General features: G+C 62.1%; 13 protein-coding genes. 7 read left to right on the forward strand and 6 right to left on the reverse strand.

The genetic code is table 11. The features are described from left to right. Positions 1–999: 999 nt before the first annotated feature. From FJY68_10380 to FJY68_10400, 5 genes are all read right to left on the reverse strand, one after another. Positions 1000–2088 carry a T9SS type A sorting domain-containing protein gene (locus tag FJY68_10380; protein MBM3332234.1) on the reverse strand — a complete coding sequence of 363 codons (1089 nt, stop codon included), beginning with the start codon at positions 2086–2088 and terminating at the stop codon, positions 1000–1002. 782 nt (positions 2089–2870) lie between these two features. Beyond that, entirely contained in the window at positions 2871–4157 is a 1287-nt protein-coding gene (locus FJY68_10385; GenBank protein ID MBM3332235.1) for a T9SS type A sorting domain-containing protein, read from the reverse strand. An 81-nt stretch (positions 4158–4238) separates the two neighbouring features. Then, complete coding sequence (locus FJY68_10390) at positions 4239–5486, reverse strand: T9SS type A sorting domain-containing protein (protein ID MBM3332236.1); 1248 nt, start codon at positions 5484–5486, stop codon at positions 4239–4241. Between the two features lie 219 nt (positions 5487–5705). Continuing rightward, complete coding sequence (locus FJY68_10395) at positions 5706–8423, reverse strand: hypothetical protein (GenBank protein ID MBM3332237.1); 2718 nt, start codon at positions 8421–8423, stop codon at positions 5706–5708. Between the two features lie 6 nt (positions 8424–8429). Next, entirely contained in the window at positions 8430–8801 is a 372-nt protein-coding gene (locus tag FJY68_10400; GenBank protein ID MBM3332238.1) for a hypothetical protein, read from the reverse strand. Between the two features lie 388 nt (positions 8802–9189). Here FJY68_10400 and FJY68_10405 point away from each other — a divergent pair, with 388 nt between their 5' ends. The 7 genes from FJY68_10405 to FJY68_10435 all read left to right on the forward strand — a co-directional run bounded on the left by FJY68_10405 (position 9190) and on the right by FJY68_10435 (position 14792). After that, a complete protein-coding gene (locus FJY68_10405) occupies positions 9190–10455 on the forward strand; it encodes a transcription termination factor Rho (GenBank protein MBM3332239.1) in 1266 nt (421 codons plus the stop codon). Positions 10456–10461: 6 nt separating this feature from the next. Beyond that, entirely contained in the window at positions 10462–10803 is a 342-nt protein-coding gene (gene rpmE, locus FJY68_10410; GenBank protein ID MBM3332240.1) for a 50S ribosomal protein L31, read from the forward strand. A 272-nt stretch (positions 10804–11075) separates the two neighbouring features. Further along, positions 11076–12113, forward strand: a complete 1038-nt coding sequence (locus tag FJY68_10415) for a peptide chain release factor 2 (GenBank protein ID MBM3332241.1) — start codon at positions 11076–11078, stop codon at positions 12111–12113. Between the two features lie 162 nt (positions 12114–12275). Next, positions 12276–12464: a ferredoxin gene (locus tag FJY68_10420; GenBank protein MBM3332242.1), complete on the forward strand. Its 189-nt coding sequence runs from the start codon at positions 12276–12278 to the stop codon at positions 12462–12464. Positions 12465–13302: 838 nt separating this feature from the next. Continuing rightward, positions 13303–13785, forward strand: coding sequence for a type II toxin-antitoxin system VapC family toxin (locus FJY68_10425; protein MBM3332243.1), 483 nt, complete (start codon positions 13303–13305; stop codon positions 13783–13785). Beyond that, entirely contained in the window at positions 13775–13981 is a 207-nt protein-coding gene (locus FJY68_10430; protein ID MBM3332244.1) for a hypothetical protein, read from the forward strand. Before FJY68_10425 ends, FJY68_10430 begins: the two co-directional genes overlap by 11 nt. Positions 13982–14048: 67 nt before the next feature. Then, complete coding sequence (locus tag FJY68_10435) at positions 14049–14792, forward strand: carboxypeptidase regulatory-like domain-containing protein (protein MBM3332245.1); 744 nt, start codon at positions 14049–14051, stop codon at positions 14790–14792. 193 nt (positions 14793–14985) lie between these two features. On the opposite strand, the gene FJY68_10440 is transcribed toward FJY68_10435, so the two are convergent. Continuing rightward, positions 14986–15777, reverse strand: coding sequence for a DUF4249 family protein (locus FJY68_10440; protein ID MBM3332246.1), 792 nt, complete (start codon positions 15775–15777; stop codon positions 14986–14988). Positions 15778–15993 lie beyond the last annotated feature (216 nt).

Raw genomic sequence — 15993 nt, forward strand, 5'->3', positions numbered from 1 at the left:
GAAGCGCTGGCGCCCTGGCGAGATGCGCTGGCGCTGGTGTGTAGCTGGGCTGCTACATGCCGAGCAGCACTTCCGGTGCGTAGATGGCTACCGGCACATCCCCGCATTGCTGAGTGCACTGGAACGGTCCGCGTCACCGAAAGAAATTGACGCAACAGAGAGAGTTGCCTAAAGTGATGTGGGAGCCGCTAGGAATTTCAACTAACCGAGGGACATGCTCCTGCAGATAGAGCCATGTTCAACCGAAGCACGAACACCGAACCTCGTAACTCGATTGGAACCTGAATGAGAGAAATCGGGCAATTCTGCCTTCTGACTTCTGGTCTCTGACTTCTGCCATCGGTCGTATCCCGGGGGCAAGCCCCGGGACTGCCGGGGGAGTAGCCCGCCGTATGAAGCAGAGTTCTTGTCGGCCATCTACTCAAGATGCCGGACAGGATTTCAATGTCAATACCTATATGTAGTGGTGTGGATAACTCGGTGGATACAGCGTATAGTAGTTCGCCCAAATCCCCGTGGGTGTGGAAAGTGTGGATAGAATGTGGATAACTATGTGGATAACTAACCACAACCTGTAGTGGAGACCCCCGGACTCGACAAGGAAGATGTCGTAGGCGACATGGAGTTATCCACATCCATCCACATCCCAACAGCAGCAACAGGTTCTTCTAACTAGTCTTGTTGTTGTTCCGGAAGCGTGTGGATAACCGCAAGCCGCAAGGGTCAAACAGCAGGCCGCAAACTCGGGCAGGGGGGTGGCAAAACCGCAAAGGCCGGACCGGATTCAACCACCAAGACACCAGGTCACCAAGGACCCAAGCTCTCGATCCCCCGATACAGCCGGCCTGAACCCAGAGCTTGCCCGCCAGTGACGCCAGGGACACCCGGGCTCCGGCGTGCCTCCCTTTCTCCCGAGGCTGCCTGCAAACAACAGGCGGCCAGTCGAAAGAGAGTCTGCCCGCGAAGGGCGGGCAGACTTGGTTCGACGGGTTCTCTGGTCTAGTCGACCCGCACCAGCTTTCGGCTGGTACTGCTTCCCCCGCTTTCCAACGTGCAGAAGTAGATGCCGGCGGCAGCGTCGCGTGCATCCCAGGTCGCCGTGTAGCGCCCGGCCGGACGGGACCCGGAGGCGAGCGTCTGGACCGGACGTCCAGTGGCGTCGTACACGACCAGCGACATGTCGCCGGACCGCGGCAGAGCATAGGACATCGCTGTTCGACCCCTCACCGGGTTCGGTCCGGCCGTGATTTCCATCCGGGCCGGAGGCGTGGAGATCGGTGCTTCGGCGACGGCATCGGGGTTCTCCCATTTCTGCACCACGACGGGGTTGTTGGTAGCCGCACCCTCGGCGTTCTGCACGAAATACCCGGCAACCTGGTCGATGAGGTACTCGACCATGACCGTATCGCCGATGGGGTTCAGGATTGACGGGAACCTGTAGGTTACGTCTCCGCCATCCGTGATCCTGGTCCCGGCGGCCCACGTCACACCATTGTCGGTCGAGTATGAGTACCAGATGTCGGCCCGGAGGCGATTCGTGGTCGGCTCGACGTTGACCCCGCTGAACTCCTCCCAGGCGACGAACAGGTTGCCGCGGTCGTCCTGGCCAAGGCTCGGACGACAGCAGGCAACGGAGTTGTTCGGAATGTTCCCGAGCCACGAGTCCGGTGATGCGACGTGAATCAGGTTCCAGGTATCGGGATTGGCCGTGCACCAGTGCCAGATCTGTCCGGGTATGACCCAGTTGGTGTCGCGGACATACGGACTGACGTTGCCGACAATGTGGAGGTTGTCGGACCGGTCGTAGAACGGGAAGAGCGAGCTGACGCTGTAGGAAGGCAGGGTCTCCGACCCCGGGTTGAAGGCCGGCGGGAACCCGATGTCCACCGGCACGTCCCAGTTGTCGCCGCCGTCCCGTGTTTCGCAATAGAATCCCGGTTCCTGCATGTAGCCGCTGGCCGGGACTGCGACCCAGGTAATGCAGGCCTTGTTCGACCCGACGACCTTTGATGCCGCGATGTTGTGGGAGGGGAACAGCGGCTCGGGTTGGGGCGGGGCACGCTGACCCTTGATTCCCATGTCGGCCACGTCGCCATCCGGGTCCGGTAGAGATTGTCCCGGTTCACATTGTCAATGATCGCGAACTGGTAGCTGCCGTTCAGGTTCGCGCCGATGCAGACCCAGACGTTCTGGTCCAGCGTCGGTTCGCCGGGCGCGTAATCGAAGATGCCCGCCCCCACGTCTGCGTCGTGGGCGAGTATCGGCGCGATGTTGGAACCGGAGACGGTATGGTGCGCGGAGATGACCGCATTCCCGGCCGTGTCAACTTCAAGACAGCCGTATCCCGTGCGCATGGAGAACACGCCGACGCCTGACAACATGAAGTCCGTATCGAGCCAGTTCCACACGCCGCTGCCGTAGTCAAAGAAGTTGTACCGGATGTTGCGGTTCGGGAAGTTCGTATCCGCGTCCGGGGCATACATGAACGAAGCGTGGACACCCCTGCCCGGAGTCTGCATCAGCGTCCGGTACGCGGGACCGTTCGCCTGGTAGTCATACGTCGTTCCGCCGATGGTGTCAACCACGCCGAGTGTGAACCGGGCCTCACGGCTCGGTCCCAGCGCTGCGGACGGACCCGACTGACCGGCCCCGCCGTCACCCGGAAGCGAGGTCACAGCCTGCAGGGAAACGCCGGGCGCGACTACCGTACCGGGGCGGGTCGCACCCGCGGCCAGTGCCAGAATCGGCACCAGCAGGACCAAGCATACTACGCTACGCACATCGGCCTCCTTCTGTATGGTGAGTCAGCATCACCGGCGGCCCTATGCCTCGCGGCTGCTGAGCTCTTCCGCAGAGCCCTGCGGCCAGGTTCAGTCCTCGACAACCAACTTCTGTGTCGTGCTGAAGTCCCCGTTCGCAAGCCTCACCATATATACCCCGGCCTTGGAAACCGGTATGGAGCCGGCGCCGTTGGCCACAGGCCGCCTCACGACAACCCGGCCCATGGCATCAAATACGGTGACGGCCGCGTCTGCGTCGGCGTGGAACGAGATACCGTGCCGGGATGGATTGGACAGGACGCGGATTCCGGCCCATGCCCTAGCCGGGCCTCTCCCCTCGGCCAGGGACGGAAGCCAGGGAAATCCGCCATCATAGGTTCGAAGAATCGTGCCGTTCACGCCGACCGCATAGCCGGTGTCGGCGCCGTTGGGAAAGCAGACGCCGTGGATGTCGGCGGTGACTTTCGTAGCCGTCCCATAGAAAACGGTGTCGCTGTAAGACCTGTCGATGCGTCCACCGACGCCGCAGACATACGCGACTTCCGCAGTGGGCACGTCGACCCCATACCAGGCGGTGATGGGAAGGCACCGCACACTGTCCCACGGGGTCGCGCCTCCATCATCCGTGCACCGAATGACACCGCCAGTCGAGTCATTGCCGATGAGATAGCCCTTGTTCGGATCGGCACGCGAGAAAGCTGCGGCCACAATGTCCGCTGTCGTCTGGGGATCCTGAGCTGTACCTGAGGTGCCATAGACCATACCCTCTTTGCCGACAGCCACGCCGATGTTGTCAGTCACCATGCCACAACTGATGGACCAACTCATCGGACCGCCCACGCTTACTTCGAACCAGTTGCTCCCGCCGTCAGTGCTCTTGATGACCTTGCCGGCCTGGTGGCGGGGGTAGACGCCGATGTAGCCTGTCTGGCCGTTGTCCGGGAACGAGACGTAGTTCAATACGTCGGTGCCCGGAATCGTCATATTCCACCAGGTGGCTCCGCCGTCAGTGGTCCTGATTCCCGCTCCCGCGATGCCGACGGCATAGCCGTTGTCGTCGCTGGTGAAATAGACTGAGTTGAGTCCGTTCACGATGGGCGCAAACTGCTGGGTCCAGGTTCCGCCGCCATCCGTGGTCTTCAGGATGGCAGCGCCGCCGGCCTGGTCAGTCCCAACCGCGTAGCCAACCAGCGTACCCTCGGGAAAGTGAACCGACATCAGTTCGGCCGCTGTACCCGAGTTGAGTTGATGCCAATCGGCCGAGGCCGTAGAGACCAACAAACACAGACCTGCCGTCACCGCTGCACTGAGACGAAGTCCGAAACTCATCCTTCCTCCTCTACCTGTCATGATATCCAAACCGGCATTGCGGAACACCACCCCTCCCTTCTACTCCCTCCCCCTTGAGGGGGAGGGAGGGGTGAGGGTGAAACTGAGACATTGCCGACGCTAAACTCCCTAGTGTTCTACCACCAGCTTCTGCGTCATGCTGCAGCCCTCGGTCGTGAGCCGGACCATGTACACACCTGCCTTGGACAACGGCAGGAAGTTCAGACCTCTCGTCAAGGCCCTGCTCGCAACCGCTCTGCCCACAGCATCAAACACCACGACATCAACATCGACATCCGCGTGTAATGTGATCCCGTACCGGGACGGGTTGGAGACGATGCGGATTCCTGACCAATCGGCTGCAGGGGTTTCTGTCTCAGCTATCGCGCCGTAGTCGCCGCCGTTGTAAGTTCTCAGAATCACCCCATGGGCCCCAACCACGAATCCTGTGTCCGCGCCATTAGGGAAGCACAAGTCGTACAGAGTAGCAGTGACTCCCGAAGGTACGTCTGTCCTCTCGACATGAGTGGGACTGCGCGTCTTGCCGATGTACCCATCGGTGCCGCAGAAGTAAGCGATGTTGGAGGCGGGGATGTCGACTCCGTAGAGGGCTGTGACCACTGGGTTTGTCACAGTCACGCTGTCCCACAGTTCTGCGCCGCCGTCATCCGTGTACCGAATGATCCCTTGCGTTGAGTCATTCCCGATGAGATAGCCCTTGTTCTTATCAGCGGCAGAGAACGCCACGGCAATCAGGTCCGCTGTCGTCTGGGGACCCTGAATGGCGCCGGTGCCAAATCCATCCGTTGTCCCGTAGACGAAACCGTTGCTGCCCACGGCCACGCCGATGAGATCGGTAGCCATCCCGACACTGATGGACGTGTCAGTTGGAGAGCCCACGGCAATCGAAGCCCAGGTGTCTCCACCATCTGTAGTTCTGAGCACCTTGCCGCCGCCGGCTACGGGATGCACGCCGATGTAGCCGATCTGACTATTCTGGGGAAACTGCACGTAGTTGAACATGTCCGTATCGGTAACGGCCATCGTGGTCCATTCTGCTCCGCCTTGGCCAGACCGAATCACCGTTCCCCCCGCGCCGACGGCGAACCCGTTCGAGTCGTTCAAGAAGTAGACCGCGTGCAACAGCTTGTCGGTACCTGGTGACCCCATACTCCAGGTCGTGCCGCCGTCAGTGGTCTTCAGAATAGTGCCTGAATCGCCGACCACGTAACCTACCTGCGTACCCTGAGGAAAATGAACCGAATACAAATCAGCCGTTGTTCCTGATGTCAGTTGTTCCCACCCGGCCAGGGCTATCGAGACCGACAACACCAGGCCAGCCATCACTGCAGAAACGCGCCGAAAGCCGCTATTCATCCTTTCTCCTTTGCCTACGACTTGGCGGAAACCGGACTACCTGCTACCTCCTTACCCCGACCTGCCCCGCACGCCAGTGTAATCCTCCACCAGTCTCTTGTCAAGCCCGAGTCGCGTCGGCCGTATGGGCGAATGCCGCCCGGATGGTCATTCCCCATCCGGCCCGGCACGGACAGAGGGAAATCGAGCCGCCTGTTGCGGTTGGCGGCAGCCGGTGGTCTAGAATCCGACCGTGAATCCGAGCCGGGCGCGGCGGGGCGGTCCGAAGTTGTTTACCCAGTCGATCTTGGCCTTGTGATACGCGACCACGCGGTTGTACTCCGCGAACTGGGCTTCGTCGGCCGACACGTACCCGTCGTGATTCGGGTCGCGTCCCGGGTCGTAGTTGCGGTTGCCGAACCACTGCGGCGTGACGCTGGTGTCGTTGCGCACGAACTCGAAGTCGAAGTAGTAGAACTGCTCGCCGTCGGACACCGGCGAGCCGGTCTCGGGATAGACGTACAGCACGTCCCGGATGTCGAGCAGGTTCAGCACCTCGGCCACCAGGTCAATCCGCACGCGGCCCAGCTTGACCGGTTTCGTGAGGACGGCGTCGATGTTCGACCGCCACGGCCCGGTGTACGTATTCCACGTTGCCGGGTCGCCCTTGCCGCCGGGCGGCGAGTACGGGAACCCGTTACCCGCGTACCCGAGCAGATGACAGCCGAGGCTGTCGAGCACTGCATCGAGCCACTTCGTGCCGGTTGCTTTTTCCGGCACGGTTGCATCCGCCTGCACGAAGAACCGGTTCCGCTGGTCGAAGTCGAGGGTGTATTCAACCGCGGGCACGGTCTCGCCACGCTGGATGAACTCGTAGTACGCCTCGTTCGCATAGGAACTCGTGCCCCGCGCGAATGCGAGTGTGTACGACAGCTTGGCGTTGAACCATCTCCTCCGCAGTTCGATGATGAACTCCACGCCGGTCAGCTTGGCGTAATCGATGTTGAAGTAGGTCACGTAGGCCTGCGGCAGAGAGGGCACCACGCGCGTGCCGACGAGGTCGAACACGTCCTTGCGCCAGAGGTTTGCGGTCAGGAGCAGGTCCTTTGTTACCTCGCCCTGCAGGCCGAGTTCGTAGGCCTGGGTTCGCTCCGGCTTGAGGTCCGGATTGCCGACCACGAGCAGGGAATCCCGGTAGAAGGTCGAGCGGAAGAGCATCGGGTGTACAGTGTTGTCGTAGAGGGCCGAGAAGAGCGGAAACTGGAGGTAGTAGCCGTAGTTGGCCCGAGCAAAGAGCCAGTCGGTCATACGGAACGACGCGCCGAGTCTTGGCGACAGACCGCTCTTGGGCGCCGCCGGCCTACGGGTGGCATGCGAGTCCGGGTCGAGCATGTCGTCCTTGTACGTAGCGTTGGGCCGGAAATGGTCGAAGCGTAACCCGATGTCGGCATACAGACCCTCGTGCTCGACCTTGTCCTGCACGTAGGCGCCCACTTCGACCGGCCTGAACTCGTAGTTGTCAATGAACCGGCCGTTCGACTTGGGCCAGCGAAACCAGCGGCTCGATACGTCATACAGCTCAGCTTCGGCACCGGCAGTCAGCTGGTGGTTCGCGGTCAGCTGCGTTGTGGCAAACAGCTTCGAATCCCAGGCCTCGGTCGCGGTGCGGCGGTACTGGTCATAGGTGCCATCGGTGTAGAAGTACCAATACCGGTTCCACTTGACTCGCCACGGGTTCCGCGCATCAATCACCGGCAAGCCGTACTCGCTCGTGTCGCGGAACTGGAAGTCCTTCCAGATGTTCACCGGCCCCGGCTCCCTCACCCCGATCGTCTTGTCGGTGTAGAAACGGGAGACTTGAATCTTGCCGAGGAACCGCTCTTCGGGAAGCCAGCTCAGGCTGACGCTGCCGAGGTCGCCGTGGCGCAGGTCCGAACGGTAGTCATCAAGCCGGTACTTCCACTGCGACTGGTACCGGTCGAACTGGCTGCGGAACGCCGCGGCCGAGCCGGTGAACTTCAGCTTGGGCCCGAGGTCGGCGACCGCTTTGCCGTAGAGCGAGTAGTCGGCGCGCTCCTTGCGGGGCAGCCGGAACAGACGCGGGTCCCAGTCGTCCATCGTCGTCGCGCCCGCGTTGACGAACAGCCGCAGGCCTCGCGTCACCGGCAGGTGAGCCTGCAGGGCCTGGTCCGTATACCCGAAGTCGTAGTAGTAGGGCATCGGCTTCTCTGACCGGATTCGATACGCCGCGCTCGGCTCGGTCTTCGGGTGCGCGGTTATCAGGTTGACCACGCCGGACATCGCCCGGCCGTATTCGGCCGAGAACCCGCCGGGCATGAATATCACTTCGTCGGCAACGCTGCGCGAGAGCTCGATGCCGAACTCGCCCGAGAGCGGGTCGACTACGCTTACGCCATCAATCCGGTAGTCAACTTCGGTCGCCCGTCCCCCGCGCACGTGGTAGCTCGATTCGGTCCGCGCCACGCCCGGCGAAAACACGGCCATCCCGCCCTGCAGATACTCGGCCGGGAGGAAGTCAATTTCCCGGGCCGGGACCGAGTACCGCGCGCTGACCACGTCCTTCGAGACCATCGGCTTCTCCGCGCGAACCGTGACCCCGGGCAGTTCGATGGCTGACGCGCTCAAGCGGAAGTCGACTCGCGCGGTCCGGTCTGGCTCGACCCGTACGTCGGTCACGGTCACCGACCGATAGCCGACCATCGAGGCCTCGACCGCGCAGGTGCCGACCGGCACGCCGAGGATGACGTAGTACCCGTTCACGTCGCTCGCAGCGCCCAAGGCCTGTCCCGCGACGACGACGTTCGCCTGAATCAGGGGCTGTCCGGTCTCGTCAGCCACCAGGCCGGCAATCTTGCCGGTCTCACCCGCGAGCGCAAACGCCGCCAGCGTTGTGAAGCCAAGAACCAGGAACTGGTAGCGACGGACTGGCGACCTCATCTCCCGCTAGCGCCGGCAGAGACTCTCAATCGAGACCACGGAGGCAGGCGACCAGTACGACGCCTTGCCGTGCGCGTCCTCGGCCTGTACCTTGACCGCGTAGGTATCGCGTACAAGCCAGGTGTGGCCCACGGTGCAGGACTCTGCGCTGGCAAAGAACCGAGACCAGTCACCGAGAGCGTCACCCCAGTCGACTCGATACCTGACGCTATCCGACTCCGGGTCGGCGGTCGCAACCAGGTAGCTCAGAGAATCGCCCACCATCCCGACGATGGGCCCGGCCGGCGCGCCGGGTGTCGCCGGCGCCTTGTTTGCATTGCACCCAGCCCCGATGAGAATGCAGGCGGCCAGCGACAAGGTGGCAATGATTCGCTTCATGGTGACAACACTCTAGCGCAAATCCGCCGGACAGGCAAGCGGCCCGCTGACACCCGACCGGACCCTCGTTGCGTCTCTGTGCCCTGGTGGCAGGCTCCTGTTTCAGCTCTGGTGGCTGTGGTCCATGCTTGACATACAGGCGGAGGGGTCTATACTTTCTCTGGACGGGGTGAGCCGGAAACCCGGGAACCCTATTGTCCATCAGGAGATATCCCAGTCTGTTCAGAATCAGGTCTGCCGGTTTCCAACCCAGTTTACTGAGCGTATGATCGGCAGTCCCGACGACCGGGCAGCGATTGTCAGCCTGGCAACTTGAGTCGAATCCGGCGTTTCTCCGTGCAGAGCAGCAATACTACAGCCGGAGCATCCGCCTCGACAAGGAGAGACAGTGATTCAGGAAGAGCTAAAACGCAAGAAGATATCCGAGCTTTTCGACCTCGCTGAGAAGCTCAACGTCCCCGACTACCGGGACCGCAACAAGCAAGGCCTGGTCCTGGCCATCATGGAAGCCGACGCCCGCCAGAAGAATATCGGCGCCGAAGGCATAGAGGTAGGCGGCGTGCTCGAGATTCTCCAGGAGGGTTTCGGGTTCCTCCGCTCGCCCGACTACAGCTACCTGCCATCGTCGGACGACGTCTACGTTTCACCGTCGCAGATAAAGCGGTTCGGGCTCCGGACCGGTGATACCATCGTCGGACGCGCGCGGCCGCCCAAGAACAGCGAGCGCTACTTCGCCCTCCTGAAGATCGACACCGAGAACGGCACTCCCCTGTCCGAAGACCGACGCCGGATACCGTTCGAGGCCCTAACCCCGCTCTACCCGCTGCAGCGGATCCAGCTCGAGGTGCCGGAGAAGAACGACTTCTCCATGCGGGTGGAAGACCTGTTCGTACCCGTGGGCAAGGGGCAGCGCGGCATCATCGTCTCTCCCCCGCGCGCCGGCAAGACCATCCTGCTCCAGAAGATCGCCAACTGCATCACGACCAACCACCCCGAGGTCAAGCTCATCATCCTGCTCATCGACGAACGGCCGGAGGAAGTCACGGACATGGAGCGCTCAGTCAAAGCCGAGGTCATCAGCTCGACTTTCGATGAGGTACCCGAGCGTCACGTCCAGGTCGCCGACATGGTAATGGAGAAAGCGAAGCGGCTGGTCGAGCACGGCCACGACGTCGTCATCCTCCTCGACTCGATTACCCGCCTCGCCCGCGCCCACAACCTCGTCGTGCCCCATTCCGGCCGTACCCTTTCCGGCGGTCTCGACTCCAACGCCCTGCAGAAACCCAAGAAGTTCTTCGGCGCTGCCCGCAACATCGAAGAGGGTGGGTCGCTGACCATCATCGCGACGGCGCTGGTCGAAACCGGCTCGCGTATGGACGAGGTCATCTTCGAGGAGTTCAAGGGCACGGGCAACATGGAGCTGATCCTCGACCGGAAGCTGGCCGACCGCCGCATCTTCCCGGCCATCGACCTGCAGCGCTCCGGTACCCGCAAGGAGGAGCTGCTCCTCTCCGAGTTCGAACTTAACCGCATCTGGGTGATGCGGAAGCTGCTGGCCGAACTCAACCCGGTCGAGATGATGGAGTTCGTGCTTGACAAGATGCGTCTGACCCGCAACAATAAGGAATTCCTCGAAGCGATGAGCGAAAGTTGATGTGAAATGAAACCGAAGATTCACCCCAAGTACGTCGAGTCGACCATCCACTGCGCCTGCGGCAACGTGGTCAAGACCCGTTCGACCAAACCGAAGATGAACGTCGACCTCTGCTCTGCCTGCCACCCGTTCTTCACCGGCAAGCAGAAGCTCGTGGACACCGCCGGGCGCGTGGAGAAGTTCCGCCGCAAGTACGGCGAAGTCGTCCCGACCAAGCCGGCCAAGGTTGCGAAGCCGGCCGCGGCTCCCAAGCCACCCAAGCCGCCGAAGGTAAGAAAACCCAAGGCCGCCAAGCCAACGGCAGAGACCCCGCCGGCCGAGGCCGCACCCGAACCGAAGCCGGAATAGGTCGGGCTAGGGTCCTACCACAGAGGCGCAAAGACACGAAGCCGGGATCGGAATTGACCAGCCACGAAAGCACGAAGGCGGCCCGGGATTCGGCCTGCCCTCTTGGAGTTTCTGCTGGCGTCCTTGGCGGTTCATTCTCCGTTTCGTGTCCTTCGTGTCTTCGTGGCAACTCGTGGTCCGGACGTAGCCGCTAATGGCCGAATCCCGCAGCGCGGCGCCCGAACTGGAGCACCTCGCCGAGCGCCTGCACAAGCTGCAGGAGTTTCTTTGACCTGCCCGCTCGCCGGATCGAACTAGCCGAACTCACCAAAGCCAGCACCCAGCCTGATTTCTGGAGTGCCGCCGAGCGCGCCCAGACCACCATGCGGCGCATCGCGGAACTGAACGACACGCTCAGCCGCGTAGACAAGCTCGCCGGCGAGATCAAGGACACAACCGAGATGGTCGGCCTCTTCGACGAGTCGGACGAAGCTGCCCGCGCGGAGCTCGCGGCACAGGTCGAGCTCATGGGCCGTGAACTCGAAGCACTCGAAGAGCGGGCGATGTTCCGCTCCGAGGAAGACTCCCGCGCTGCCATCGTCTCGATTCACCCGGGCGCCGGCGGCACGGAGTCCTGCGACTGGGCGGAGATGCTCTACCGGATGCTCACCCGCTACATCGAGCTCCAGGGCCTCAAGTGTGACGTGCTCGACCTCCAGCCCAACGACGAGGCCGGGATAAAGGAGGCGACGCTCGAGGTCAGCGGCGCCTATGCCTTCGGCCTGCTCAAGTCTGAAATCGGGGTCCATCGCCTGGTCCGCGTTTCGCCCTTCGACGCCAACAAACGTCGGCACACGAGTTTCGCGGCCGTCTCGGTTTTTCCCGAGGTCGAAGATATCGAGGTCGAAATCAACCCCAGCGACCTGAAGTTCGACACCTTCCGCGCCGGTGGCCACGGCGGACAGAACGTCAACAAGGTCAGCTCGGCCGTACGCATCACCCATGTCCCGACCAATATCGTGGTCGTCTGCCAGAACGAGCGCTCCCAGTTCCAGAACAAGACCAACGCCCTCAAGATTCTCCGCTCCCGACTCTACGACCTCCACAAGCGCGAACAGGACGAGAAGCGCGAGAAGCTGGAAGCGGCCAAGACCGAAATCGCCTGGGGCCACCAGATTCGCTCCTACGTCTTCTTCCCCTACCAGCAGGTGAAGGACCACCGAACTGACTACACTACCCACGACCTCGTCGGAGTTATGGACGGGCACATCGAGAGCTTCGTCCACGCCTTCCTCACCCAGCCGGGAAAGGACGAAGACCGGAAAACGTGAAATCGGGAAAGCCCGACCGAGCACTTGCCGGGTTCATCCCTCATCCTTCACCCTTCTTTTCGCAAGTCTTGACAAACCGGTTTCAGTCACTAGATTACAGCGCTTGAAACGAATTAACTGCTCCGGCTGGACCGTATCAGCCGGCCTTGAATGGAGGTCCGCATGAAAGCATCAATAGACAAAGAGCTCTGCACCGGCTGTGAGTTGTGTGTCAGCAGCTGCCCGGACATCTTCGAAATCGACGGCGATGTCGCCAAGCTCAAGGTTGACAGCATCCCCGAAGGGGCAGAAGAGTGCGTGCAGCAGGCAGCCGAAGACTGCCCGTCCAGCGCCATCAAAGTCGAAGACTAGCTCATAGGCATCGTCGCCCGTCGGCACAACCTGCCGGCGGGCGACTGCTTTCGGAGCGGGCGGTCACAAGCCGCGGGCGGGATTCGGCAGCGGATTCCCGCCCGTAGTGTGCTCCAGATTCCGGCTGCAAGCCGCAAGCCGTCCTACGCCCGGACCGGCCTCGGGAAGCCAATTCTACAATGCCGTAGATTGGCCGGCAGTGCCGGAGCTCGCGGCAATCAACGGTACCGTAAGCACTTATGCTACGATGCTCGAAAACCACCCCTGCGCTGGGTACATAGCTTCACCGGTTGCAGCTCAGACTGCAGGTCCTGCTACGACTCTGGCTGTTTCACCCGTTGCGGTTCCGGCTACGACGCCCGCTATGACTCCGGCTACGTCATGTGCTACGACTCCTGCTGCGACGCTCGCCGTGATGCCTGCAATGACACCGGCTGCGGCTCACGCAACAACTCCTGCCGCGACTCAAGCAACAGCTTCAGTTGCGGCTCAAGTTACGATGCCGGCTACGACACCAGCTACGGCTCAAGCAACGACGTCCACTGCGGCTCCTGCTGCGACTCAAGCTACGCCTCCAGCTATGGCTCCAGCCATTTCACCTGCGCGGCTTTTCCCCCTCTCACCATACGGACTCCTTGCTCGATCCCTTGCGTAATCCCAAGCTCAAACCCTCGCGCGGCCCCTTGCGGATTCGCTTGCTCAGTTCCTTCCGACCTGCGTCTCGCCTTCCCTTCGGACTTGCGTCTCGACTTCACTCTCGAACTGCCCGCGTCCCCGTCTTCCTGCCTGACTGCCGCCGCTGCATTGACATACGTCGCGCCAGCGGTATCCTCTCAACGTGAGACATCGACCGCTGCTCTACATCGAGACATCGGTTTTCGGGTTCTACTTCGACCCGGAACCGCGGAACGCACTGCGACGCGAGGCCGTTCGGGAACTATTCAGGCAGATAGACCTTGGTATGCTCGAAGCGGCGACCTCACCGGTGACGTCTGCGGAGCTCATAGCGGCAGCGGAGCCACTAAGAACGCAGGTACTCTCACTCCTGGCGACAATTGCGCCCCTCCGCGCGGACGAGACTGAAGTCACTCGCCTGGCCGAGGTCTACATCAAAGAAGGAGTCATCCCTCCAGCCGAGGGACTCGATGCGCGCCACGCTGCCTACGCGACTGTGGGCAGAGCCGAGGTGATTGTGTCACTGAACCTCAGGCATCTGGCCAATGAATGGACCGCGCGCGGGCTGAATGCGGTCAACATGCGCGAAGGCTACCCCTTGGTGAGCATCAGGACTCCCGAACAGGTGGTGCTGAATGAAAGTTGACGGTCTGGACTGGATTGACTGGTTGCACAAGGTCCGGCACGAGGCCGAGGCTAAGCGGATTCAGGATGGCCTCAGCGTGGAGGAATGGCTGCGCCGCGCGGCCGCGCGCGACGACGCGGTACGAGCCGGTCTTCCCGCTCGCGAGCAGCCGTCGGTCGCCCGTGACAAGCCGGGGACCGATGGCCGTAAGCCGTAGGCAGTAGGCTGTCGGCCGCCAACCCCGCCGATTTGGCACCCAAACCTGCCAGTCCATCATCTCCGCGATGAGGAACCCTATCCTGCTCGTCCTGATGATGGGTTGCTCCTTGATGCCCATCGCCGCGGAATGCGTCTCACCGTCGCTGGATTCGATGGGAGTAGTTGCTGGAACGGTCGTTGACGCCCTGAGCGGCATACCTTTGCGCGGGGACGTGATAGTCGAGAACACCGTCTTCGGTTCGGGTATCGACTCCGCCGGTCGATTCTCAATCCTGCTTGCCAGTGGCAGATACCAGTTAGGCGCCTACGCCATGTTCCACGCGGAAACCAGCGAGTCCGCGACTGTCTCTGCGGCATGCACGACCCGGGTCGACTTCAGGCTGCTCCCTCGGGAGTATGTAAACGACAGCATCATGGCCACGCTGGCCGGGTTTCAGATCAGAGACCTCGCCCGTCACCCAAAGGATCCTGCCGTCAACAACTCTATCAGACTTGCAGCGTGGAAGACCTACGTCAGTGGAAAAGGGGCATGCGGCATCAAGATGACGGGTTTCGGCGTCGAGGGACAGCCGTTCGACGACTACTTGTTGATAGAGAATGGGAGTGCCCGCATCGTATCCGACTCGCGCGAGGCAACAGGTATCGTCCGCGAGCGTCGCTACCCGTATATACACCTGGTGGATCGGTGCTGGGACGCGGACTCCTCGCGTTTCGTCGCCATTCCCATTTCGGGCATCGCTCCAAGCGACAGGGAGCTGCGGTTCACGCTCTCAGACCAAGCAGACGACAAGGACCCCGCGCTGTTCTGACACGCGCGGAGCCTCGGACGAATCAGGGGACGAATCAGCGACAGGCACCCCGTTTCGGGAAGCTTCCACGAGGCATTTCAGATTGCAGATTGGCGATAGTAGATCGGCCGCGGTCTGACGGAGTCGGAACCGCGCGAAGTTACCCGGGTTTTCCGGCTGCGGTGATGGTCCAGCCCCGGCCGCGCCGGGCCGGCTAGGGCAGCGTGTCGCGGCGGAGGTAAAGCTGGAGGTCGCGGCGCACGGCTGAGCCGAACACACCGACCCCGCCGGTCACACGGTTCACGTACTGACCGCCCCCGCCGTCGACCCAGTAGAAGTAGTTGGAGTCCACCGCGTAGACGCTGAGCCGCTGGCTCACGGCGGTGTCGCCGTAGAGGAAGGCGAGGTGCGGGATGTTCACCTTCAAAGAGTCGTAGTCGTCGCCGAGCGAGTCGTTCGCTATGACCAGGTCGAAGACAAACTCCTGACGCTGCTGTTCAAAGCGACGCGACAGGTAGTAGCCTTTCGCCCCGGGGCAGCGGCTCCAGCCGATCGAGTCAGCCAGCGTCACCGTGTCGCCGTCTTCGGGATAGAGAATCGTGAAGTCACAGGGAGTGATCGTCGAGGCGTTCACCGTGTCGAACCCGGCACGGGTCACGCGTAGCCGGATAGTTTCATCCGGGCCGATCGCCGGGGCGGAGCCGGTCCAGTCGAACGCGTAGCGGTCGCGGTCGGCCCAGGGCAGGCGGAACGAATCGGCGGCACGGAAGAGCCACACATCGGCGCCGGCAAAGGTGCTGTCGAACTGCTCGTCCAGGCCGTAGGTCCGATTGACCTGCACAGATGCCGCGGTTGCGCCGACCCGGAGCTGGGCGTGGACCGCAAGCTCGGGTACGAACTGCCCGTCCGGGCCTCCGTCGCACCCGAAAAGAAGCGCCAGCACTAGCGCCAGCGCTGCTGCCCGCCCCCCGGAGTGACAGCACATCTGGTCCGCTATGCGTTTCATCTAGAACCTCACCTTCACGCCGATCGTGGGCAGTATCGGCAGGTTCCCGATCTGGTCCCGCTGCGGCAGCCCCTGTTCGTTGACTTCCCAGAAGTAAAGCAACGGGTTCGTGGCGTTGTAGGCGTTGATGACGTCGACGAAGGCGGTTATCTCGCCCCAGCGTTTGGTCCAGCTCCGGGCGAGACCGACGTCGAGCCGGTGGTAGAGCGGGTAGCG

It is taken from the genome of candidate division WOR-3 bacterium (assembly GCA_016867815.1).
Classification (GTDB): domain Bacteria; phylum Hydrothermota; class Tepidihabitantia; order Tepidihabitantales; family Tepidihabitantaceae; genus UBA2258.